Origin of the sequence: Paenibacillus sp. PsM32, assembly GCF_030433815.1 — a bacterium.
Classification (GTDB): domain Bacteria; phylum Bacillota; class Bacilli; order Paenibacillales; family Paenibacillaceae; genus Saccharibacillus; species Saccharibacillus kyungheensis.
Genome location: NZ_JARUWY010000001.1, coordinates 1,140,411 through 1,164,531 on the forward strand (window position 1 = coordinate 1,140,411; position 24,121 = coordinate 1,164,531).

A 24,121-nucleotide genomic window follows, 5' to 3' on the forward strand; every position below is an offset into this window, starting at 1 on the left:
GCACTGTATAGAATAGTGGCTTTTGATCTCTATCATATTACCAAGCCGCAATTGTACCATCGGTACGCCACTCTGTTCCACCGATCAATACGCCTGTCTCGGGATCATGCAAAATAATCTGTCCACGTCCAAATCCACCAACACTATTAGCACGTACAATATGATGTCCTTTGCGAATCAGACTTTGAGCGAGATGTTCAGGGAAATTCGGTTCAATCTCGATCACTTTGCCTTCTACCCATTGCCAGCGTGGAGCATCCAATGCCGCCTGCGGATGAAGATGGAAATCGATCATATTCATTACCACCTGCACATGACCTTGAGGTTGCATAAATCCACCCATCACTCCAAAAGGACCAAGTGGCTGACCGTCTTTGGTCAAAAAGCCTGGAATAATTGTATGGTATGTCTTTTTCCCCGGTTCTAAGCGATTATCATGCGTAGGATCAAGTGAAAAAGAATGTCCACGATTTTGTAGTCCAATCCCTGTACCGGGAATCACGATTCCTGAGCCAAATCCCATATAGTTACTTTGAATATAAGACACCATATTGCCTTCATGATCTGCGGTGGCTAGATACACTGTTCCACTGGATTTTGGCTTGCCTGCTTCAGGTTGTAATGCACGTTCGCCGATCAACGCTCGCCGTTCCTCTGCATAATGATCAGATAACAAATCTTCTAATTTGGCTGTCATTTTATCGTGTTGAGTAATGTATTTGAGTCCATCGCTAAAGGCTAACTTCATCGCTTCCATCTGCTTATGATGTGTATCTACTGTATCTCTGCCTGCAAATTTATAGCCATTCAACAGATTAAGAGCCATCAATGCAATCAATCCTTGACCGGATGGTGGAATCTCCCAGACTTCATAACCTTTGTAATGGACTCCGATCGGATCAACCCATTCAGGATAATATGCCGCTAGGTCTTCTTTACGCAAAAATCCGCCATACTGACGCGAATAATTATCGATCTGCTCTGCCAGTTCACCACGATAAAACGATTCTGCGCCTGTCTCAGCAATACTTCGTAATGTCTTTGCATGATCTGGTGAACGCCATATTTCACCAATGCGTGGTGCTCTTCCTTTTGGAGCAAACGTTGTAAACCAGTGTTGATACTGCTCTTCTGTCAATATTTTAGCAAAACGTTCATACGCCAGATTCCAGTAATATCCTAACGTTGGGGATACCGGGAATCCTTGTTCTGCATAATCGATTGCGGGTTGAAGCACTTCGGTTAAAGGTAATTTGCCGAATTTTTGCGATAATGCTTGCCATGCAGATGGCGCTCCTGGCACGGTGACTGGAATCCAGCCGTGGGTTGGGATTTTCTCATGCCCTGCTTGCTGAATCGCTTCAATAGAGATACTTTGCGGTGCAGGCCCATTCGCATTTAGCCCATGTAGTTTGCCTTGCGTCCAGACGATTGCAAAAGCATCGCCTCCGATTCCGTTAGACGTTGGTTCAACAACAGTCAAGCAAGCGGCTGTCGCAATTGCCGCATCAATCGCATTGCCACCTTTTTTCAAAATATCTAATCCTGCTTGCGCTGCTAACGGTTGCGAAGTAGCGACCATGCCATTATTTGCATAGACCGGTTGTCGTTCTGAAGCATAAGGATGAGATAACGGATCAAAAGGAATCATAAGTACCTCCATAGGATGAATAGTCAATCAATTATGTATTACTATAGTCTATTTGAAGTCATAATTACATTACATCATCACTTACTAAGTAGAGAGAATGATTATACTTACAATAAAATTAATAATCCCTACGATCATCAGCATAAGGATAGGCGAATACGATTGTTTGGGATTCGGATTCATGCGTGCATCAATACACATACAAAATAAATGGAGCGACAAAGAAAGTGATACCAGCCCTAATATAAATGATCGTGCAGGAAATATAAAACCGATGATTGCACAAACTATAGTAGATACAGCAAATAACCATTTTAATACCTTGATTGCAGACACTTTACTATTCAATTCATTCCACATTCCTTTCTTCAAATGTATAGTCTATTCTAGATAATGACTTCCAAAATTACAAACTCTTTACTTTAATGTAGAAGATAATGTTCTGCCTATACATAGAAAAAAACTCCAAGCATATGATCTACTTAGAGTTTTTCATTATAATCATTGAACCTATTTATTCTTTGCTAACATAAGATCAAGGCGAGTTATAATACGCAGTAAATGACACATTTGCTGTCAAAATCGGACCTGATTTGCCAGGTGTATACGGTTGTTGGAAGCTAAATGAATCGACTGTAATTAAGCGTGGAAGCTTTTGCAATTGATTCATCCATTCCCGAATCTCAGTATATCCGCCTTCCAGTTCAGCATTCATTCGAATCTGTCCTACATTTACACCTAGATTTTCTGCTGTTATGTCACCGCTGTTATTGTTATCTACATTTACAAATTCAATATCTGTAATGCGAGCATAACTGGTCTGATCGACTTGTTGTAATTGAATTAATAACTTCTCACTTGCTACTGTAGCAGGGATAGCCGCTTGAATCGCCTGTTGTGCATCGGTAGGCTGACTGCCTTTTAACTGAGCAATTTTGGTCTGGATCAGGTTGTATTCTTGTTGCATTTGATTGAGCTGTACATCGTACTGCTCGGATTTCTGGGATAAAGGATAGAGTACCCACATGTAAAAAGCTAATAAAATCACAAATAATAAGATAATCCCTAATAAAATGACATTTCGATATTTATTGAGCTGTTCCATTGGATACTCCTCCTTCCTCTGATGATCCAGCAGTAGATGATGGTGCATACGTATCGTTAGTTACACTTGGTTGTTGGAGATCTATAGTGTAGATCACTAGATACAAGGAAGCTTGTCCTTTGGTTGGTCGTACTGCTGAATCGACCGAGTTATCTTTGGTCGCTTTGTTGACTGAAGCCGCTTGAACAAAAGGCATACTCCGTAGCTTCACCAAATAATTAGCCGCATCGTTAAAGTTACGCATACTTGCTGTCACTAATAGATTTGAACTACGATTATAAGAAATATCGCGAATCATCCCACTTTTCGGTAATTGTTTGGTCAAGGAATCCAATATACTAACCACATCTATACGATAATTCATCACAGCATCGACTACAGACTGATTAGCGGCACCTGACGATCCATTGCCATTCCATTTAGACAATTCCAACTGTGCCATTGCATTGCGATCACTCCATTGTTGTATCGCACGTTCTTGTTCGGTAATCGTTCCATTTTGATTAATCATATAAAAAATAGATCCGCACATAGCAAGTATCCATAGGGCTATTAAACCTATAGTCGAATATGAAAATTGCTGTTTTTCTCTTTTTTCTTGAGGCAGTAAATTGATAGGTTTGGTATCTTCTCTACGAAGAGCGGCACCTACAGCTACCCGATAGCTATTCAAATCCGGATCAGTCTGAAATGCATGCTGCGTCGTTTCCAGTTCAACCGCTTCTACTTGAATATCAGATAACGATTGACTCAGTTCATGCGCCAGCAGTTCTCGTTCTTGTGGTAACCCTGTTACAAAAATCTCTTCGATCTTCACAGAGCCGTCATGGAGACTATACTGATAAAAGTTCAACATACGCGAGATTTCAGGAATAATATCATCAATCTGTTGGCGGGATAATGAAGTGTTCAGATCATCCAGAACAGACATATCCTCTAATCCACGAGAAGACTCGATACTACGCATAAACACAGGTTGTCCACTGCGGAACATATAAATATCTAGCAGATGATCTGTAAGATGAATCAACATGGTATTGGAAAAAGAGCGTCCATGCTCGGTCACAATCGTTCTAGCTAATGCTGTAGCCGATAATTCCACAGCCGCTACTTTGATCCCAACATCGCCCAAAAGACTAATATAGTCTTTAATTAACTGACTTGGCGCAGCAAATACAAGCAAGTGTGTATGTTCTTCATCAATCGATGTCACAATATAATCGTAGACTGGATTTTCGAAAGGTAAATGCAATCCGGTCTCGACTTCAAGTTCTACCAATTGACTGACTTGCTTACTATTGGTACTCGGAATACTCATCGCACGAACCAGAATACGAGAAGGCGGAATCGAAAGTGTTACGGATTCTCCTTTTAGCCCTTCCTCGGTCACCCATTTGCGCAATAAATGATTCATACTTTCTGTATCTACGATCTGATTTTCAACAATAATACCTGAAGGGATCGGCAAAAACTTTTTCTTTTCCAATTCCCATTGTTTTTTCTTTTTTAACGATACATAGCGAATCTCTGTCTGTTCCAGCGATAAGCCGACATGAGGTAAATTTCGTTGAAACATAGGAACTACTCTCCTCCTAACCAATAAGCGAAAGATATGCATCAATGATCTGTGATCCGTATACAAAAGAAATCAATGTCCCGGCGGCTAAAAAAGGCCCGAATGGAATCGGTTGTTGCTTGTCTACTTTACCAAGTAGTCTTAATCCAATCCCGATCAGTGTGCCAAGTAAACACGCTATAAAAAGAGCAAGACACACATTAGCCAATCCGATAACCCATCCATACAAAGCAAAAAGCTTTACATCGCCCATCCCCATACCACCGCGACTGATAAAAGCAATCAGCAATAATATACCTCCGCCTGCTATCGCTCCACCTAGATGGGAACCTAGACTAATCGCATCTGGTAACCATGCAATCAGAATTAGAAAAATAGGGGCAAAAAACAGTAATACTTTATTCGGAATCTTCATCACTTGCAGATCAGACAATGTAATAATGACCGACAAGCTAACCAATAACCAACCGACCACTGTATCACTTGTCCAGCCAAAATGCAGAAATATCCATAAAAATAATAGGCCGGTTATCGCTTCACCGATAGGATATTGAATCGATATACGTGTTCGACAATGCCGGCATCGCCCTCTTGTACCGATATAACTGAGCACAGGAATCATATCGAGTGCTGTTAAGCGATGCTGACAATGCGAGCAACTGGACGGAGGATGGATAATCGACTGCCCTTCGGGTACACGCCAGGCGACCACATGAAAAAAGGAGCCTAATACCATGCCTAGTACAACAATATAGATATTAATCCATAACATGATGTCCATCGTGATCTAATCTACTTTCTTATTCATGATTTCAAAAAGACCGGAAACATGGTTCCGATCTTTTGTAGGTTGTTGATAGATTTTATGATTAATGTTGCGTTTTATTTCTTGGCACTAAGAACTTGAGCAGCAGTGTAAAGTCCTGCGGCATTAGACCCTTGACCTGCTGGTGCAATAGTAACACTTTCAAGCTGTCCTGTTGATGAGAAAATTACAGTTGCACTTGTTATTTTGTCTTTAGTACTTGGTAAGTTCAAATCTTTATTTAAATAGCCAGTACCTGTTAAATCTGCAAGCTGAATTGTTTTATTATTTTCAAAATCTCCATTTTTTTCGCCAATCACATATAAACGTGCTGCATTGTATACTTGTGAAGCTGTAGCCAAATCGCCATCTGTTTTAGATCTATTAATAACGTTACCAATTAGTGGTACAGCGATAACTGCGATAATAGCCATAATTACGATAACTGCTAGTAACTCGATCAATGTAAACCCTTTTTCCTCTTTACCCATACGTTTCATCACTTTGCTCATCATTTTGAATTCCTCCAGTTAATTAAATGTAGTGTTATTCCTTGATGCCATTTCTTACAAATTGTTATATAGACTAAACATCGGCAACATAATTGCAGCGACAATAATACCAACAATAGCGGATAAAAAAGTAATCAATAACGGCTCAAGTAATGACTTTAACCGATCTACCGTATTATCGACATCCATCTCATAAAAATCGGCTACTTTACCCAGCATCTGATCCAGAGCACCTGTTTCTTCCCCGATTGCGATCATTTGTGTGACCATTGGTGGAAATACCCACGCTTTTTTGAGCGGTTCAGACAATGGATTTCCTTTGCGTAACGAGTCCCCTGCCTGACGTAAATACCCTTCGATCACTTTGTTACCAGCTACTTCTTCTACAATCGAAAGGGCTTGTAGAATAGGTACAGAACTTGCATATAATGAAGAAAACGTACGGGCAAATTGAGCAATCGACCCTTTTTGATTCAACTTTCCGAAAATAGGCACTTTGAGCTTGGCATAATCGATCCAATACGCTCCTCGTTCAGAACGCTGAACAATAATATATGAAATGATAAGAAGCAGAAGTACCAATACCCAGATATACCACTGCTTTTGCAAACTATTACTTAATGACAACACAATCACCGTAATCGCAGGTAGCTGTGCATTCATCGACGCAAACATATTGACAAACTGTGGAATAATAGCAGCTAGCAGATACACCGTTACCGCAACAGCAAGCAACCCTACCGTTACCGGATAGGTTAATGCTGATTTGATCTTTTCTCGTGTACCATGACGCTTTTCAAAATAAACCGCTAAGCGATCTAATGTACCTTCCAGATCACCGGATTCTTCTCCAGCTCGTAACATGCTGATAAATAGTGCCGGAAATACTTTCCGATGTTCTTGCATCGCTTGTGATAAGGCAATGCCTCGCATCAGGCTAGCATATACATCTTGCAATGTTTTGCGTAACACTTTACTTTCGGTCTGTTCGGCTAGTATTCGAGTAGCATCCAGAATAGTTACACCTGCACGAATCAAGGTGGAGAACTGCCGACAGAAAATAATAAAATGAATCGTTTTGACCGGACTACCAATATAGATCTCTTTGGAAAACAGCGTCATACGCTGTTCATTAAGCGAGAATACCGTTAAGCCACGCTTACGTAATTCTTCCATCGCTGCTGTTTTGTCAGTAGCATTTAAAGTGCCTTTGAGCTGTTTACCACTATTGGTTCGTACCTGATATTCAAATTGAGCCATTATGCATTCACCTCGGAAAGATATGGCTTACCAACCGCTGGCAAAATTTGTCCACGTTGTAACAGTTCACGAATATTCATATCCAGTGTGTGCATGCCTAACATTCGCCCTGTCTGCATCAGACTTTTGATCTGATGTGTTTTTTCGGTTCGGATTAGATTGGCGATTGCAGGCGTCTGAATCAGAATCTCAGTCGCACATACTCGCCCTTGCCCATCAGCTAAAGGTAATAATCGTTGTGAAATGATCGCTGTTAACACAGAAGCTAACTGGATTCGTATCTGTCCTTGCTGGTGAGCAGGAAAGACATCAATAATCCGATCAACGGTCTGTGGTGCATCACTGGTATGCAAAGTTGCGAATACAAGATGCCCTGTTTCAGCCGCGGTTACAGCAGCAGAGATTGTATCCAAATCTCGCATTTCCCCTACCAGTAATACATCAGGATCTTGTCGTAAAGCTGCCCGAATTCCGTTGGCAAAACTTGCTGTATCATGACCCACTTCCCGTTGATTTACCAGTGAATATCCATGTTCATGCAAATACTCAATAGGATCTTCTAGCGTAACGATATGCTTGCGCTGATGTGTATTGATATATCCAATCATTGCCGCCAGTGTAGAGGATTTACCACTACCTGTAGGGCCCGTGACTAATACCAATCCTTGCGGCTTTTCGGTTAATCCTTTGAGCATCGTAGGTAGTCCTAGCGATTCTAATGTAGGAATACGATTAGAAATCGCTCTTGCGGCAATACTGATATGACCTTTTTGCCGAAATACATTGATCCGATAACGTGATCCATTTTCTAGCATATAAGCAAAATCCAACTCGCCTGCTTGTTGAAAAATAGCCCATTGATCGTCTCGTAATAACATTCGAGCCATTTCTTCTGTATCACTAGCAGTAAGAAGTGCTCCTTTGCCTGTATGCAACATACCGTGAACCCGCATAATAGGCGCTGATCCGGTCGATACATGCAGATCAGAAGCTTCTGCATCTCGCATGTTACCAAGTAATTCCTTGATATTCAGACCGATATGAGCCATTCATTTCTTCCCCCCTCTGACTGGAATATGATGTTGTGATGTATTGGGATTGGCTAATTAATAAGCAACCGTTTCACGCATAACTTCTTGAACAGTTGTTATACCTTCTATAACTTTGTGCAATCCGTCATTCATAAGAGTTACCATCTCTTGATCTTTAGCCGCATTTCTAATTTCTTCGATAGCTGCTCCTTCTGTAATGATACGGCGCAACGTTTTATCAATTTTGAGAACTTCTTGAATAGCTACACGTCCGCGATAACCGGTGTTATTACAGTTACCACAACCTTTGCCACGATGTAGCACCTGTACATCTAATCCATGACTTTCTAGCACAATCTTTTCTTGATCTGTCGGTGGATATGATTCTTTGCAATCCGAACAGATACGACGTACTAAGCGCTGAGCGACAATCCCGATCAGTGAAGAAGCGATCAGATAAGGTTCAATGCCCATATCACGTAGACGCATCACTGTGCTTACCGCATCATTCGTATGAATCGTTGATAACACCAGATGACCTGTTAAAGAAGCACGTACAGCAATTTCAGCAGTCTCATCATCACGTATTTCTCCGACCATAACGATATTAGGATCTTGTCTCAAAATCGAACGTAATCCTGATGCAAACGTTAAGCCGATTCCCGGATTGACCTGTACTTGATTGACACCTTCTAATTGATATTCCACCGGATCTTCGATCGTGATGACATTGGCACTTTCGGTATTCAATAGATTAAGCGCCGAGTAAAGAGTGGTTGTTTTTCCGCTACCTGTAGGGCCTGTAATTAACAAGATACCGTAAGGCTGTTCAATCATTTCGCGGAACCAGACTGCATTTTTACGATCAAATCCTAATTGCTCTACAGGCTTTACACCTGTACTTAAATCCAACAGACGAAGAACTATTTTCTCTCCATGCATTGTTGGTAATGAAGATACCCTAATATCGACCATCTTCAGATCAAACTGTAGCTTTATCCGTCCATCTTGTGGCAGACGACGTTCAGCAATATTTAATTTCGCCATAATTTTCAGACGAGCGGTTATAAATCCTTGCATTTGTTTCGGTAAATGACGCTCTGTGCGTAACACTCCATCGATACGATAACGAATGACTACATCATTTTCACCAGGGTCTACATGAATATCTGAAGCTTTTAAGTGAACAGCTTGCTGAATCATCTGATTGACCAGACGTACAATAGGCGAAGCTTCATCGGTAATTTCCGTTTCTTCGATCTCATCTTGACTGGGCAACTCGCCCATCATCAGACTCATCGAATCACGCAACCCATAATAATGAGCAATCGCGCGCTGTAATTCATCCCGACTAGAAATAGCCGGTTCAATCCGAAATCCAGTCGTCATCCGCAAATCTTCGATTGCAAAGTAATCCAGTGGATCAACCATCGCTACCGTTAATTTACTGCCATCTTTCATAAATGGAAGCACCTGATAACGCTTGGCCATACTTTCCGGAATAATCTGTGTGATTGCCGGATCGATCTGATATTTAAAAAGACTCACATGAGGAATACCTAATTGAAGTTCTAACACTTCAATCAATTGTTGCTCTGTGATAAATCCTTGCGCTATTAATACATCCCCAAGCTTGCGTTTGGATTTATTTTGTTCTGTTAGGGCTTGTTGCAATTGTTCTTGCGAAATTAGACCACTTTCAAATAAAAGATCGCCTAATTTTTTTTTCAGCATTTTCATTCATTTCAACTCCATAGCCATGATGATGACGTACTGGTGAGTCTCTATATACCTGTTTGTAAAATAGATGCGATTAGGAACAACAAATTGAGTGAAATGCCTTCGTGAATTAACATCATCAACCGATATAGATATCAGTTACTTCACTTTTATCGGACACTTTTACAAAATTTGTTATATAGCGAAACAAAAATATTAAGGAGAAATTATATATGAAGATGAGAAAGCGCTGGATTCCTTTAGTTATCGTACTTTTATGCCTGATGATTATACCGATCACCCATATGATTGTAGGCGCAGCGGCTGCATATCCTGTGCGAATTTTAGAAATCAGTGATGATGGCACGTCGACTTTAAAAAGCCAGTTGGCTAACGTTTCTAATTTCACAGTGCGCTCGATTCGTATGAAAGAGTTCGTGGCTCAACGCGAAGAGTTAGATGGCAGATATGATGCAATCTATATTGGTAAAGGAATATACAGCACAACAGGCGTTCAAGGAAATAATCACAATACCACTCCTGTGATGAACGATATTACACATCTCAAAGCAGATGATATTGTCAATAGTTATATCAACAAAGGATTGCCGGTTATTTTGCATACGTCTATTTTGAGTCAGACAGCCAATACTTCCAAAGCAACAGCTGATCAACGGATTTTGTATGATACATTTGCCAAATACAATCAGGCGGCTTCCAAAGTGAGCAATGTATTTTTTGTCGATGATAATGGCTTAACAGCACTGGTAACACAGATGAAAAATTCAAGTTCTACTATTAGTAGCTTACTGATGCAGCGTCCTCAGTTTACGGTTACAGCTGCTCCGATAGATTATTCTGTGAATAAGACCAATGTATACAAACAAGGGGATACGATTAATTTTGCATTTAACGTTGATCGTATATCTGATTTTAGTAGTGGTGGAGTTGAAGCGAATCTGTATCTAGGAATCGATAAAGTGATTACGATGGGTAGAGATCAACTGGTAGCGACCACTTCGCTTACTCAATCGAATGGAACATTACAATACAAGTTACCCAAAGCATATTCAGGTCTACTATACTGGAAGCTTGAAATTGTAGATCGTCAAAGTAGCGGACAACTGAAAAACTATACAACAGGCATTATTCGCTATCAGGATGAAAAAACAGTCGTACGTGTATTACAAATCCTGCCGTCTGATGGCACTGCTAGTAGTTTGTTAAATACAGCGAATATGACGCAAAGTTATCTGATGGGAAATGATTACAACCTGAATATTACCGTCAAATCTTTCAGTGATTTTAATACTCCGGCTGTATATAGCACGCTCAACGGAACGTACGATATGCTTGTGTTTGGTTTTCGCGATGAATACAATCAATTCGCTCCGTTAACCGATGCATCTGCTACAGCAGTACAGAAATTTATCGCTTCCGGTCAAGGCGTGATGTTCACGCATGATACGATTTATGATAAAAGTAATACCAATTCTAATCGATGGTTAAGCTACTTCCAGCCTAGCTCCGGTCAGATTGCTCCCAAAACGAATATTGGCTTGAATGCAGTCTCTGCTTCTTCCAGTACAGCCGTTGTTAATGATGGGTTATTGACTCAATTTCCTTTCGATCTGAGTCAAGCTCCGACGAATACCGGTGGATATGTAGGGCAAATCAATCTTACCCATGATCAGTACTATACGTTGAATTTGGAAGATCCAGATGTGGTGTCATGGTACAACATTATTGGTAGTAGTCGTGATGCCGCGGATAGCTGGAATCATTACTATACGTATTCCAAAGGAAATGTAACTTATTCAGGTACAGGACATACTAACAATAAATTCCCTCAATGGGAGCAGAAATTATTTGTAAATACGTTATACCGGGCATTTATCGGTTCTAACCATGCACCTTATATTACAATCAATGCACCAACCGATCAGAGCACCAAGCCTTCTTATCTGAAAGACCTTGTACTGAGTTATATTCCCAACGATCTGGATCTGAAAGATCGTAATCTATATGCCAGTGTCAAATTCAAATCAGGCGGTGTGTACTTGCCTGACCTTGAAATTCCCGAAAAAACAGTGTTATCCGGTCAAAATGTTACCGAAACGTTTAACAATCCTTTACCACAAGGCGGTACACTACAGATCGAAGTAACCGTTCGGGATAAACAAGGTGCTGTGTCTACACAGACCACTACTTTGAATATTGAACAAGCTCGTGCCAATCTATTAACCGATCGCAAAATTGTGTCCGGTGTACAAAATGGAACCATTCAGCGCAACACTCCGCTGACGTTACAGTATTCGGTTACTCCACAACCGATCGATTTCAAAACAGTGAATACACAAGAACAAGGATTCAGTAAGCTTCTTATTTCTAATATTCAATATACAGAGAAGCTTCCACCTAACCTTGAGATTGTCGGTAATCTACCGGAAGGAATCACCAAAGAAGGCACAGTAGCAACAGGTTATACTTTGAAAAAGACGCTAACAGACATTCCATACAGTCTGACAACCAAAAATAATGTTCAATCGTATACACCGGATAATCCAGATCCGCTTACATTTTCTATAGCACTGACTCCGGTTAGTCAGGGAACGTATAATCTGGTTAATGCAAAGCTTGAGTATGCAGATATTCATAATGCTTTTGAAAATATCGGCGATCTTGGAACAGCTGGAGATTACAATATCTTTATGCTTGGCGATATCAATATGAATGCTTCTGGATTTTCAACAGAAGGTCGTGTTGCTGGCGCCGGTACAGTTACACTCTCTAGTGGCTTCAATATCGGAACCAAGCTTACTTCGACGGCTGCTGGAACAGGCGTATTGGTAGCAGGTAAAAATTTAAACTTGGGTCTAGTAGGTGGAACGATCAATTATGGTAATGCTGTCTATGGAGGAACTGTAATCAGTCCTTTCTATATCAAAACAGTAAAAGGTACTCCGATTGACTTCGATGCCGCTAGTGCACAATTACTCAAAAAAACAGATCGGCTAGCCACTGTGACTGCTAATGGCACAACCAAAGTAGAAACGTCAGGAGCAATTACTTTAACAGGTACAGATCCTACTACCAATGTATTCAATGTCTCTGGTGCAGCAGTAAGTAAAGCCAGTTCATTTAATATAAATGTGCCCGCAGGTTCAACTGTACTGGTCAATATTGATGGAACAGTTGTAAGTATGAATGGAGGATTAACATTGAGCAGTGGCGTTAATCCGAAGCAAGTATTATTGAACTTTAGTGGCGCGACTGCTCTTAATCTAGGAAATAGTAGTGTTCAGGGTACCGTACTTGCTCCACGAGCAGCAGTCACATTCAGTGGAGATATTAAAGGAACACTGATCGGAGGATCATTAACAGGTTCAGCGCGTAGTGCTTCCCTGTATCCATTTGCAGGCGATATTCAAGTGCCTACTCCTCCACCGACAGAACGAGTCACTATTGTGTTTCCAGATATTATTTTCTCGTCTGTTGCCCGTATCACCAGCTTGCAATTACCTAATGATACGTTATGGGTAGGCGATCAGAAGACATTAATTCCTATCGTTTTACCTGCTGATGCTAACAATAAAATATTGCAATGGAAATCGGACAATCCTGCTGTTCTGACCGTAACACCTACAGGTGAAAATGGAACCATTACAGCCGTTTCACCGGGAACCGCTCATATTACGATTACAGCAACAGATGGTAGCAATGTATCGACAACAGCCACAGTAGTCGTTACCAATCCCGGCGTGTCGATTGTCGGAGCAGATCAGCTCAAAGTAGGCGATAACACTACATTGCAAGCGATTCTCGTCCCTGCTAATCCTAAAGCAACCGTGACATGGTCATTTAAAAATGCAACTGATAAAGATAAAGCTACACTGACACCTACACTACTTGATCCTTGGAAAGTAGTCGTTCGCGGATATGATTCGGGTACCGTCACTCTTGTTGCTACAGTGACGACTAACGGTGTACCAAGTCGTACCTATACTAGCGAACATCCTATTCTAATCACCAGACCGGTCGAGAAAGTAACGATTCAAGGGCCTGATACGGTAGCTGTAGGTTCTACAATCAATTTACAAGCGATTATTTCTCCAGCGAATGCAGATACACCGAAGTATAGCTGGTCATTTGAAAGTCCAACCAGTTCTACTCTGGCTGGTATCACATCAGGTACAGGAGATACTGCTGTGATTATAGGTAAGCAAAAAGGAACAGTGACTGTTGTCGTCAATGCTGGTGGGATCGAAGTAAAAAAACAAATACAGGTCGTACAACCAGTACAAGGGCTATCTATTATCGGAGCGAACAAAGTTAATATTAGTGAAAGTATTAAATTACAAGCGATATTAACGCCAGCAGATGCAGATATACCTGATTTCAAATGGTCATTCGCTGATCCTACTCAAAGCAGTTATGCTACGATTGTAGGAACAGGCAGTACAGCAGTTGTTACAGGGATACAAAAAGGAACAGTGACGGTCGTAGTTAGCGGAGGCGGGAAACAAGCGCAATTAAATGTAGACGTGATACCTGTGCTAACCGGATTACGACTGCCAAGTGAAATTCAGATTTGGGAAGGCGATTCGATGAATCTGAATTCGGTCTTGTTCTTCACCCCTGCGAATGTCGACTTAACGAACGCTCTGCAAAATGCACTTCAATGGAGTACAACCAATACAGACAATATCACTGTAACCAAAGATGGTATTGTCAAAGGAATTCGTAAAGGAACCGCTGAAGCAACTGTGATCTATACCGATCAAGCATCTATTCGAGCAACGGTGACGATTAAAGTACTCGCCAAAAATACCAATGGTGACCGCTACTAATTCATTTCTACATGTGATAATCATATGACGATACGAAAAAGGCACTTACAATCTGATATCAGATCGTAAGTGCCTTTTGTTATTGTATTAATCATACATTTTCTTTGGAGAGCTAGAGACTGCTTTAACATACCGATAGTTATTTCAGTTCTAACTTGCCTACACGTACATTCACCTGCTGAATCCGTGGTAAGCCTGCTTGTTGATCTGCATAGACACTTTCGTTATACGTGACCCGGAAGCGACTACCTACATTCGAGGAAGGATTGACTTCAATATCACTAGCGCCTCCTACAGCATCACCAACGACTGCATTGACTGTCAGATCGCCTTTAGCAAAAAAGCCACCGTCTAACCAGAATACCGAGCCTACACCGTACAAATCGGCTGCCGCTTCGGTATAAAAGAATCCTTTTATCGTTGTCGGTGTACTGCTGAATGCTTCAATACGATTGAGCAAAATACCACCTTTGGATAATAAAACGACCTCTTTCCCATTCAGACCTTTGATCGTGGCATCTTGTAATACTGTTGTGTAGTCTGTCGCATTGCTTGGTGTTTTCATCACATAGATCGTTGCATCCAAATCAGCTTCTCCATGTATCGTCACATTGCCTGCGGTAAGCATATTAGCACGTATATTGATCGAACTTTGCTGGTAATTATCAATCGTCAAACTCCCATTAAGCAAAAACCATTTACCTGCTTTTTGCGCATAATTCAATTGGTTAAATGTAACACCATCCAGTTCTAGATCCCCGTTGAACACCACAGATTGATCAAGAGTAGCCAGTGTAACTTTGAGCTTTGCCATCTGTTCTTCATAAGACTGCATAGCGGCAACAGCCGCATTATATTGATCCCACTCGGTAGATGGAGCACCCACTGCCGGACGAACAGGAGTAGCTGGCTTCGTAGGCAAGGTCAATTGCTTAATCCCGTAGCGTTTGGCGACATCTGTCATCAGTTGAGCCGGATTCTGATTGGAACTGTTGTACATCGTCTGAATATCATTACGATTCACCGAGACTGCTTCAGCTATTTTATCTATAAATGTCTGATCCATATTGACCTGTACAAATTTCTTTTTGTTTTTGATATTCACTTGTTCCAGTGAAATACCCAGTACACGTCCTAGACTATCGTTGGCAAGTGTAGCATCCATATTGATAGGTGTGTACTGATTCATGACTTTTTCCTCTTGAATCGCATCTAATGATTGTACATAAGCATCACCGTTCAGATGAGGATATTGAGTAGATTGCGTATGATTAGCTGCTTTGTACGTGTAGCGAGCCGTACGACTGGTAAGCAAGCTATTTCCTGCATAGATGTTACCAATAACATTGGGCGCTCCATTCAGAATCAGATTATGTTCTGATCCTAACGCATAACTTAGAAATTCTGGGAACGTATCAATATTCACTTCTTGTACCAGTGTGCGAATGACTCCATTCACATTAGCTTGAGCTGTTAAAGTCAGCGCATAGCGTGTAAGCTGTGAAGTGGTTCCTTTCTCCGGGCCTTTGTATACAATAGACATCAGTCTGGCTTGTGACGGGCCTGCTCCTGATGCTTGTAGATCAGTACTTGTCTTAATATCGGTATTGATCTGATTCTGAACCTGTTGTGTAATATTCAAAATATCGGCATCCAGACTAACCGGATCAATATTTCGCTTTTGATCCAATTGAGCTGTAATATAAGCAACCGTCTCATCCAGTGACTTCTGCGCCAGATGCAGACTTTGTACATCATTTTCACGTGTTTCTGTACGTTTGGCTCCTCCTACTGTTGCACTTAGTACAGCCAGTCCTAACACCGTCAATATCAGTACAACAAACATCACCATTACCAGTGCTGATCCTTGTTCCTGTTTAACAGAATGGCATACCCTGTTGCGATCGGGATGGGTTAGCAGTAACTGAATGTTGCGTTTCCATTTTTGCAATATAGACATGGATAACCTCCTTTTCCAATATCCAAATTAAACATCTGAATATCTATCATCAAAATCCAAAATTGCTTTCAAGCACGAGACTTTTATTTTGACCTTGTACTGTCTGAGAAAGTGCTAATCTGATCTGAATAATGCCGTTCGTATAGACTGTTCGTCCATCCGATTGAATCTGAATCGATGAGCTATCTCCCAATCGAGACTGTATCGCTCTTACCTGATCTTTGGGTTGCACAATCGAAGTAACGGTTGATGAACTACTCACACTCTGCAAGTCACCGATATATAGTGAACCTGCTTGCATATAAATATTTAATACTTCGATCGTTCCTGTTGTGCCACTGGCTATCGCTGGATCACGTTCTAAGCGAATCCCTATATTTTTGCCATTGACTGTTAATTGACGAACACGATCTGGTGAGAAAGTATACAGTTCGGTAATAATCGAAGACATCAATATATCGCCTTCATCCCGCAATGAATTTTCGACTTTGATCTGGTTATAACTACGCATTCCAAAATGAGCCACTCCATAGATCATACTCATGACCATAGCTAATAAAAGCAATGTAGGCAGCATTTCGACTAACGTAAATCCATCTTGACGACGTAAGCGATCAACGAATTTTTTCATCAGTGATATACCCCTCCACAATCGTTCCCACCTGCCCTGATTTTTCTTCTATTCCATGTATGCTAATCTGAATCGGAAGCAGATAGGGAGACTCTTGCCCTTTGATCGTTGCAGTCGTGCCCGTAGAGGATTGCAGTAAATCTTTCTGATATTTAATCGCTACCCGATACTGCACTCCATTCACCACAGGATTCAATACAGCCGCCAGTACAGCAGGTTGTTCTACCAGTGAAGCATAGATACTACAATTGCTGATTGATTCACACTTTTGGCTATCAATACTAGCATTGGATTTAAAATACGTTTTCCATGTATCAAAATCTTGCTTTTCTGCGTATACCAGTGCATTACGAGCAAGATTCACCATTACTGTTTTATTGGCATTGCTTTTGGCGTACGATAAGGAATCACTAAAATAAGACATTAACACCAACGAAACAATCGCCAAAATTACAATAGCCGCCATCACTTCAATCAAGGTAAAGCCTTCTTCATGTTTGTTATACTTTCTCATCGGTAGGCTCCTTTTTCTTTAGCTATATTTATATATGTAGCATCCGATCATTGTAGATAGTTCCTTATCTACTTCTTCGACTAATTACGCTCTGAACTTTATACATCCTTTTCCAATTTCATACATCTACTTTGTAAACGTGACAAAAAATGGGATTATATTCATAGAGGGATCTGATCTATCAGTCAGATGATACGAATAAATTTGCAACAAAAAAGACAAATAAAAAAAGTGCCCGCAAAGGCACTTTTTGATTGATCTATTATCAGTAGTTGATAGTAATGATAGATAGTAATCCAGTTGTATTAGTACTTAATACGCTTTTTCCAATAAAGCATCACACTGCTGGATAATCTCTTGTTGAGAAGATTTGCCAGACATTTCGTTGATTAACAGTTCTTCCGATAACCGTTGCACTTCTCGTGCTCTTGGATATCTTCGATCATAATAAGCAGATAGAGCTTCTGATAAAGAGTGATGTTGAGCAATCTCTTCTGCTAATACAATCGCGTCTTCTATCGCCATCGCTGCACCTTGTGCCAGATTCGGAGCACTGGCATGAGCAGCATCGCCACCGATGACGACACGTTGGCTATACCATTTTTCTTTCAGCACAATCTGACGAATCATATTAAATAGAATAGGACTGTCAGGTTGGAAACAACTGTTCAGGAAATCTTTTTTCCATTGAAAAGGTTCCAACATATGGCGCACAGTGTGATAACGCTGTTCTTTCGGATCGCGATAGTCTTCGTGAACAGGCTTCAGGATAAACATATAACCACTGGTAGCTGTCAGCGGAAAAATACCTACCTTATTGTCTTCATTTAGTAACATATAACTCGTTGTCGTCAATGTACCAGCAGGAAATTCAATCGGCACACGCCATGAACCCATCCCTAAATAAGACGACTGAACCTCACGTTGAAGCATAATATTACGTACTTTCGAACGAATCCCATCAAAACCTACAAGCAGATCCGCTTCTAAAATCGTATCATCTTCAAAATAAACAGTGACTCCATGTTCGTGTTCTTCATATGTTTTCAGCTTTTTATCCCATTTCATCGTAACTCCAAGTGCTAGCGCTTTGGATAACAAAATCTGATTTAATGTAGAACGCCAGATCGAGTTACGTCCAGGTAAATCTTCATTTAGAAACTTTTGATTTACTTCTAACAGGACATGTCCTTCTTTGTTCAAAATCTGCATACTTTCTAATTGTATGCCTTGCTCCAGACATTCTTCATATACACCTAGATCCTTCAATACTTTAAACGTATTCTGAGGTTGTGTAATGCCTGTACCCGCAGGTGCATCATGAGCATTGCCTTCGCATAAAGTAACCTGAAGCCCTATTTTCTGTAACGAAATCGCAGCCGATAATCCTCCGATGCCTGCTCCGATAATAATTACATGTTCTATTGTGTTCGACATAATGCAGCTCCTTCTGTGTAATAAAACAACTTGATGATTGAACAGCATTTTCAACTGCATCTAGAAGAATAGTTAAAAATAAGCTATATCCCATATTTTACATGTAAAATTTATAATATGTAAGATTGTTATTTTTGCAAAAGTATGGACAAAGAAACATATTAATCACTATTTTCAGAATAAAGGAATATACAAAATAGATCATAAAGGTAATATTTATTGCATTGAGTTCGTCTAACTAGAGGAGGTGTTCTTATGAATAAACCAAATCAAAGTCTAGCTATAGCTTCTATCTTATTGCTTACACTTACAATGACGGCCTGTCAAAAGCAAACAAACGCTCCAGCAGCTACAGATTCACAAGCAACGCCAGCAATATCTAGCACTACAGAAAATCAACAGGTGGATGATAATGCAGTAGCAGACAGTGCAGCATCTTCAGATGACGAAGCAACAGCTTCTGTAGTAGAACGTGAACCTACGAAGTCTTTCGATATGGGAATGGGTGATACACGAAAAGCTACGCTTACGAAGAGTAAAGATTATTCATTATACGTGTTTGATGGATATACATTGGACACAGCAACCCATCGTCTTCAATCGACGAACAATCCTAAATACTATGCCGAAATCGAAAAAGTATCTTCTGGTTCCAACTTAGATGAATTGCGTAATCAAGGAATCAAAGAACTAACAGAATATGGCGAAGTCAAAGAGTATAAAGGCGACCAGTTAGCAGAAGGCCCAATGTTCAATGCAAATTTACTTTTACAAGTGTCTGATGAAAAAGGAGTGCATGATTATATCGTCTGGGAAGATCAGCAGAGCAAAGACACTTACATTTTCCGTGCACATGCTCCAGAAGGAAAAGAATCGGACACTTTCTTAACACCCGCACTTACATCGTTATCCAGCATTATGTCTTCCGGGGATCATTTATCAGAAAATTAAATAACAGATTCATGTACAATAGAGATGTAAGTGACATTCTGTATAGGAGGCATCTCTAGTATGATTCAATCTATTGTTCATATTGCATTAGTTGTCAAAGATTATGATGAAGCTATCGCATTTTATACCCAGAAACTTCATTTCCATGTGGTCGAAGATATTTACCAACCTGAACAGGATAAACGTTGGGTTGTGATCTCTCCACCAGGTTCAGCAGGAACGACTATTCTGCTCGCTAGAGCATCTAAGCCTGAACAAGAACCTTTTATCGGGAATCAAACAGGGAACCGAGTATTCCTTTTTCTCAATACAGATGATTTTTGGAGAGACTATCATGATATGATCGCCAATGGAATCGAATTTGTGAGAGAACCCAAAGAACAAGACTATGGCATGGTGGCTGTTTTCAAAGATTTGTACGGCAACTTATGGGACTTATTACAGTTAAATAAAGATCATCCTATTGCAAAGCGTGCACAATAATTGGCTTATTGTGATCTGTAATTCGATTCAACGGATAGATTAGGTATCAAAAAAAGACTCTCGTGATGAGAGTCTTTTATCTTTTGTAGATCAATTTGATCAATATTTACTACGCTTGCTCCACTTGACTCAAGTTTTTACTACGAGACAACTGAATCGCTTTACCTACTTCATGCAAAATAAAATCAACCGAAGCTGGATCATGCACATCATATTGATCGATATTCAGACGCAATACCGGGCATCCTGTAAATTCATTAATCCATGTCGAATACCGTCCATGCATTTGTTCCCAGTAGGAACGTTCTGTCTCGATTTCCATCTGACGACCACGCAGTTCAATTCGGTTCAGAATCGAAGGTAGACTGCCTTCCAAGTAAACCAATACATCTGGATGCGGGAAATAAGGAGTCATCACCATCGCATCAAAAAGACTCGTATACGTCTCATAATCAGTAACAGACATCGTGCCTTTATCTGCGTGCATTTTCGCAAAAATACCGGTATCTTCATAGATCGAGCGATCTTGAACATAACCGCCACCTGCTTCAAAAATCGCTTTCTGCTCTTTAAACCGTTCTGCTAGAAAATAAATTTGCAAATGAAAGCTCCACCGTTCAAAATCATGGTAAAACTTTTCAAGATACGGGTTATGATCTACTTTTTCTAAAGACGTTTTGAAATTCAAACGTTCGGCTAACACCGATGTTAAAGTCGATTTACCGACACCTACTGTTCCAGCAATCGTAATTAAAGCATTATCAGGTATGTTGTATTCGTTCATGTATAAGCTCCTTTAGATCAGAAGCAATCTGTGCGAAATGCTCCTTATTTTCCACAAAATCAATCAAGTTGCCATCAATCGTAATAATCTGTGTCGATGGTTCGTTGATTGCAATCGACGCCATCGCTTCTTCATAATCTAGAATTAATTGCTCCAAATAAGCAGTGTCCATCGATTGTTCGAATACACGCTCTCGCTTTTTGATGCGATATAACAATGTTTCTAGATCAGCACGAATATACAGAATAATATCAGGCTTTGGCAGATCATCCGTTAACAAATGGTAGATTTGACGGTATTTATCCCGCTGTACACCTTTCAGTGTACGTTCCGAAAAAATCAGATTTTTATAAATATGATAATCCGAAATCACAGGTTTGTGATTGGCAATGTACTGAAGTCCGGTGTCTTCCAATTGCTTGTAACGATTGCAGAGAAAAAACATCTCCAACTGAAAACTCCATTCATCGATATTCTCATAAAACTTACCGAGAAACGGATTTTCTTCTACAATTTCTTTGATGAGTGGGATATTCATTTCTTGTGCTAGCATCGTCGCAAGTGTTGTTTTACCAGCACCGATAGCACCCTCTACAGCAATAAACGGGGTTTGTTTCATAGATGTGGATGTCCTTCCTGTTCACAATAATCTTAAAATAGACTTATGTATTGTATCACAAGAAGAACGATTATAGATGCCTATGTTAAGAAGTTTTTTGTTCAATATAAGCTTCTAATAATTTGGAGAACCTTCCGATATGGATAGGCTTCGTAATATATTGTTCAAATCCAGCGTCTTTGCCTTTTCGAATATCTTCTTCCAGTACAAAAGCACTGATTGCCCAGACCGGAATCATAGATGTACGAGGATCTGCTTTTAATTGAGTAATTCCTTCAAAGCCGTTCATTCCCAAAAAATGAATATCAGACAATATCAAAAAAGGTTGTACCTTGATCGCCAGACCAATTCCTTCTTGAATCGTGGAAGCTTCTAATAATTCTACCGAGGGTAACTTCTTTTTAAATAAGTGACGCATCAGTAACATATTCACTCCATCATCTTCAATATACAGAATTTTGATGTTCTTGTGTTCCATAGGATCCTTCCTTTCCGAAAAAAGAAAAAGCCGAAAAAAAGGTAGAACTACCTTTTTTTCGGCTTAATCTCAGCGCATATATAATGTCTGTATTATGACCGTATACTTATATAGTGGAGAATGGTTATTCTTCAAACACGTACACAACCATACTCTGATCACGTTCAAAATTCCAATCAGCATACAAATCGACTAATTTTTTTTGAAGAATTTCTTCTAGATCCACATGCTGTTCCAACAGCCGTTTTTCTAATTTACGTTTTGTCGATTTCAATATATTCTCATAACCCAAATCTATTAATTCTTTTTCAAGGAGTATGGTTATACCCTTTCGAAAGATGATTAACAATCTTGGATGAACCCACCAGGAGTCGATAAAAGCAGGCGTTTTTTGAACTTCAGCGGTGACCTTCATCACTTGACGATGAATCTCATTTTTTCCTTCATAATCTTCTGTCTCCATCCAGCTAGAACCGAACAAGCCAGCGATTACGCCGGAAGAATTGTGTCTACCCCAATCATAGTACATATCGGTTACCTCTAAATTCAGGTGTTCATTTAAAAACACTCTCAGTTCAGGTAACATCGATTTCATAATCAATTCGCGAGTATAACGAAAAGCTTGTTCTTCTTCCTGGCTCAATAGAAATTCTTCTACAGGACTCAAGAAATTCCGCAGATGAATCAAAATGCACCGATCGGATAGAACAATATGTACCGATTCTGGGCCTTTACCAAAACGCTTTCTTAGCATTTTATTAACAAAACTGGTTGCTTGACTCACTGATTCATTGTACTGCATAACTCTGCCTCCATACGAATATACTCCATTTTGCTTTATTATTCACATGGAGCGTAAAGATTACAATACAATAAACTCAAATGTGCATATTCTGTAATGATTATATTTTTATTTCATTTATATAGTTATAACGATACCAAATAAAATCGTAAAAAAAAGATTAACAATGACCTCGCTAGGGTATTATATCATTTTACGTTCTGAACAACTACCTTATTTCGTTATTCTTCGAAAGTGTACATAATCATACTATGATCGTTCTCAAAACTCCAATCTACATAAAGATCAGCGATCTTTTTGTTGAAAAGGGGTTCCAGATTCGTTTCTTGTTCCAAAAGCGCTTTTTCGATCTTTCCTTTGGTCATTCGCAGCATATGTTCATACCCCATACTGATCAATTCTTTTTCAAGCAGAATTGTTGTCCCTTTACGAAGAATAAATAACGTTTTGGAATTGATCCACCAGGAGTCGATCCATGTAGGTGGTTTTTGCAATTCGGTAGTGGCTTTCATAATATACTCATGTAACTGCTCTTTCCCTTTATAATCTTCGGAATGGCTATAAAGGTCATAATCGAGTAATCCCACGATCACACCTGAAGCATTATACATCCCCCAATCATAATAAAGGTCAACCACTTTCAAATCTAATTGTTGCGTGAGAAAATTTCTAAGTTCAGGCAACATCGATTTCATAATTAGTTCACGTGTATATCGAAAAGCTTGTTCTTTTTCTTGACTGAGTAAAAATTTCTCGACTGGACTCAAAAAATTTTTGAGATGTAGAACAATACATTGTTCACATAAATAAATCGATACCGCTTCAGGTCCCTTACCAAAGCGATTTCTTAATAATTTTGTAGTATAACTCGTTGCTTGGTTAATTATTTTTTTACGATTCAATGACTACACTCCCAGTATAATATCCCAATCTATTCACTAGATTCGGTACAT

The 24,121-nt window shown here is 39.9% G+C and carries 20 protein-coding genes; 3 read left to right on the forward strand and 17 right to left on the reverse strand.

What is annotated here, in order from left to right; translation table 11 throughout:
• Window positions 1–37: 37 nt before the first annotated feature.
• From QCD85_RS05085 to QCD85_RS05120, 8 genes are all read right to left on the reverse strand, one after another.
• Entirely contained in the window at window positions 38–1,651 is a 1,614-nt protein-coding gene (locus tag QCD85_RS05085) for a gamma-glutamyltransferase family protein (protein ID WP_301261836.1), read from the reverse strand.
• Between the two features lie 535 nt (window positions 1,652–2,186).
• Entirely contained in the window at window positions 2,187–2,756 is a 570-nt protein-coding gene (gene gspM, locus QCD85_RS05090) for a type II secretion system protein GspM (protein ID WP_274170871.1), read from the reverse strand.
• On the reverse strand, window positions 2,740–4,332 hold the full coding sequence (pilM, locus tag QCD85_RS05095) for a pilus assembly protein PilM (protein WP_301261837.1): 1,593 nt from the start codon (window positions 4,330–4,332) through the stop codon (window positions 2,740–2,742). Before pilM ends, gspM begins: the two co-directional genes overlap by 17 nt.
• A gap of 16 nt (window positions 4,333–4,348) precedes the next feature.
• Window positions 4,349–5,104, reverse strand: a complete 756-nt coding sequence (locus QCD85_RS05100; protein WP_301261838.1) for a prepilin peptidase — start codon at window positions 5,102–5,104, stop codon at window positions 4,349–4,351.
• A gap of 110 nt (window positions 5,105–5,214) precedes the next feature.
• The gene (locus QCD85_RS05105) at window positions 5,215–5,652 is read right to left on the reverse strand and encodes a prepilin-type N-terminal cleavage/methylation domain-containing protein (RefSeq protein ID WP_301261839.1); all 438 of its coding nucleotides are present in this window, start codon (window positions 5,650–5,652) and stop codon (window positions 5,215–5,217) included.
• Between the two features lie 51 nt (window positions 5,653–5,703).
• Window positions 5,704–6,909, reverse strand: a complete 1,206-nt coding sequence (locus QCD85_RS05110; protein ID WP_301261840.1) for a type II secretion system F family protein — start codon at window positions 6,907–6,909, stop codon at window positions 5,704–5,706.
• The gene (locus QCD85_RS05115; protein WP_301261841.1) at window positions 6,909–7,958 is read right to left on the reverse strand and encodes a type IV pilus twitching motility protein PilT; all 1,050 of its coding nucleotides are present in this window, start codon (window positions 7,956–7,958) and stop codon (window positions 6,909–6,911) included. The genes QCD85_RS05110 and QCD85_RS05115 overlap by 1 nt, the downstream gene beginning before the upstream one ends.
• Window positions 7,959–8,015: 57 nt before the next feature.
• Entirely contained in the window at window positions 8,016–9,680 is a 1,665-nt protein-coding gene (locus QCD85_RS05120; RefSeq protein WP_274170877.1) for a GspE/PulE family protein, read from the reverse strand.
• Window positions 9,681–9,892: 212 nt separating this feature from the next.
• Between QCD85_RS05120 and QCD85_RS05125 the strand changes: the two genes are divergently transcribed.
• A complete protein-coding gene (locus QCD85_RS05125; protein WP_301261842.1) occupies window positions 9,893–14,509 on the forward strand; it encodes a DUF5057 domain-containing protein in 4,617 nt (1,538 codons plus the stop codon).
• Window positions 14,510–14,648: 139 nt separating this feature from the next.
• Here the strand turns inward: QCD85_RS05125 and QCD85_RS05130 are convergent, their stop codons facing one another.
• The 4 genes from QCD85_RS05130 to QCD85_RS05145 form a co-directional block, all read right to left on the reverse strand.
• The gene (locus tag QCD85_RS05130) at window positions 14,649–16,469 is read right to left on the reverse strand and encodes a hypothetical protein (protein ID WP_301261843.1); all 1,821 of its coding nucleotides are present in this window, start codon (window positions 16,467–16,469) and stop codon (window positions 14,649–14,651) included.
• A gap of 49 nt (window positions 16,470–16,518) precedes the next feature.
• Entirely contained in the window at window positions 16,519–17,100 is a 582-nt protein-coding gene (locus QCD85_RS05135) for a PulJ/GspJ family protein (RefSeq protein ID WP_301261844.1), read from the reverse strand.
• Window positions 17,084–17,614, reverse strand: coding sequence for a type IV pilus modification PilV family protein (locus QCD85_RS05140; protein WP_301261845.1), 531 nt, complete (start codon window positions 17,612–17,614; stop codon window positions 17,084–17,086). The genes QCD85_RS05135 and QCD85_RS05140 overlap by 17 nt, the downstream gene beginning before the upstream one ends.
• Before the next feature lie 312 nt (window positions 17,615–17,926).
• Complete coding sequence (locus tag QCD85_RS05145; RefSeq protein ID WP_274170882.1) at window positions 17,927–19,051, reverse strand: FAD-dependent monooxygenase; 1,125 nt, start codon at window positions 19,049–19,051, stop codon at window positions 17,927–17,929.
• A 255-nt stretch (window positions 19,052–19,306) separates the two neighbouring features.
• Here QCD85_RS05145 and QCD85_RS05150 point away from each other — a divergent pair, with 255 nt between their 5' ends.
• Together QCD85_RS05150 and QCD85_RS05155 are read left to right on the forward strand one after the other, a co-directional pair.
• Window positions 19,307–20,002 carry a hypothetical protein gene (locus QCD85_RS05150; protein WP_301261846.1) on the forward strand — a complete coding sequence of 232 codons (696 nt, stop codon included), beginning with the start codon at window positions 19,307–19,309 and terminating at the stop codon, window positions 20,000–20,002.
• Window positions 20,003–20,062: 60 nt separating this feature from the next.
• Window positions 20,063–20,485, forward strand: coding sequence for a VOC family protein (locus QCD85_RS05155; RefSeq protein WP_301261847.1), 423 nt, complete (start codon window positions 20,063–20,065; stop codon window positions 20,483–20,485).
• Between the two features lie 109 nt (window positions 20,486–20,594).
• On the opposite strand, the gene QCD85_RS05160 is transcribed toward QCD85_RS05155, so the two are convergent.
• The 5 genes from QCD85_RS05160 to QCD85_RS05180 all read right to left on the reverse strand — a co-directional run bounded on the left by QCD85_RS05160 (window position 20,595) and on the right by QCD85_RS05180 (window position 24,070).
• On the reverse strand, window positions 20,595–21,269 hold the full coding sequence (locus tag QCD85_RS05160; RefSeq protein ID WP_273614981.1) for a deoxynucleoside kinase: 675 nt from the start codon (window positions 21,267–21,269) through the stop codon (window positions 20,595–20,597).
• Window positions 21,247–21,888 carry a deoxynucleoside kinase gene (locus QCD85_RS05165; protein ID WP_274170886.1) on the reverse strand — a complete coding sequence of 214 codons (642 nt, stop codon included), beginning with the start codon at window positions 21,886–21,888 and terminating at the stop codon, window positions 21,247–21,249. The genes QCD85_RS05160 and QCD85_RS05165 overlap by 23 nt, the downstream gene beginning before the upstream one ends.
• Window positions 21,889–21,973: 85 nt before the next feature.
• Window positions 21,974–22,366, reverse strand: a complete 393-nt coding sequence (locus tag QCD85_RS05170) for a response regulator (protein WP_273614979.1) — start codon at window positions 22,364–22,366, stop codon at window positions 21,974–21,976.
• A 124-nt stretch (window positions 22,367–22,490) separates the two neighbouring features.
• Window positions 22,491–23,168: a Na-translocating system protein MpsC family protein gene (locus QCD85_RS05175; protein WP_273614978.1), complete on the reverse strand. Its 678-nt coding sequence runs from the start codon at window positions 23,166–23,168 to the stop codon at window positions 22,491–22,493.
• 221 nt (window positions 23,169–23,389) lie between these two features.
• A complete protein-coding gene (locus tag QCD85_RS05180) occupies window positions 23,390–24,070 on the reverse strand; it encodes a DUF2294 domain-containing protein (protein WP_274170888.1) in 681 nt (226 codons plus the stop codon).
• Window positions 24,071–24,121 lie beyond the last annotated feature (51 nt).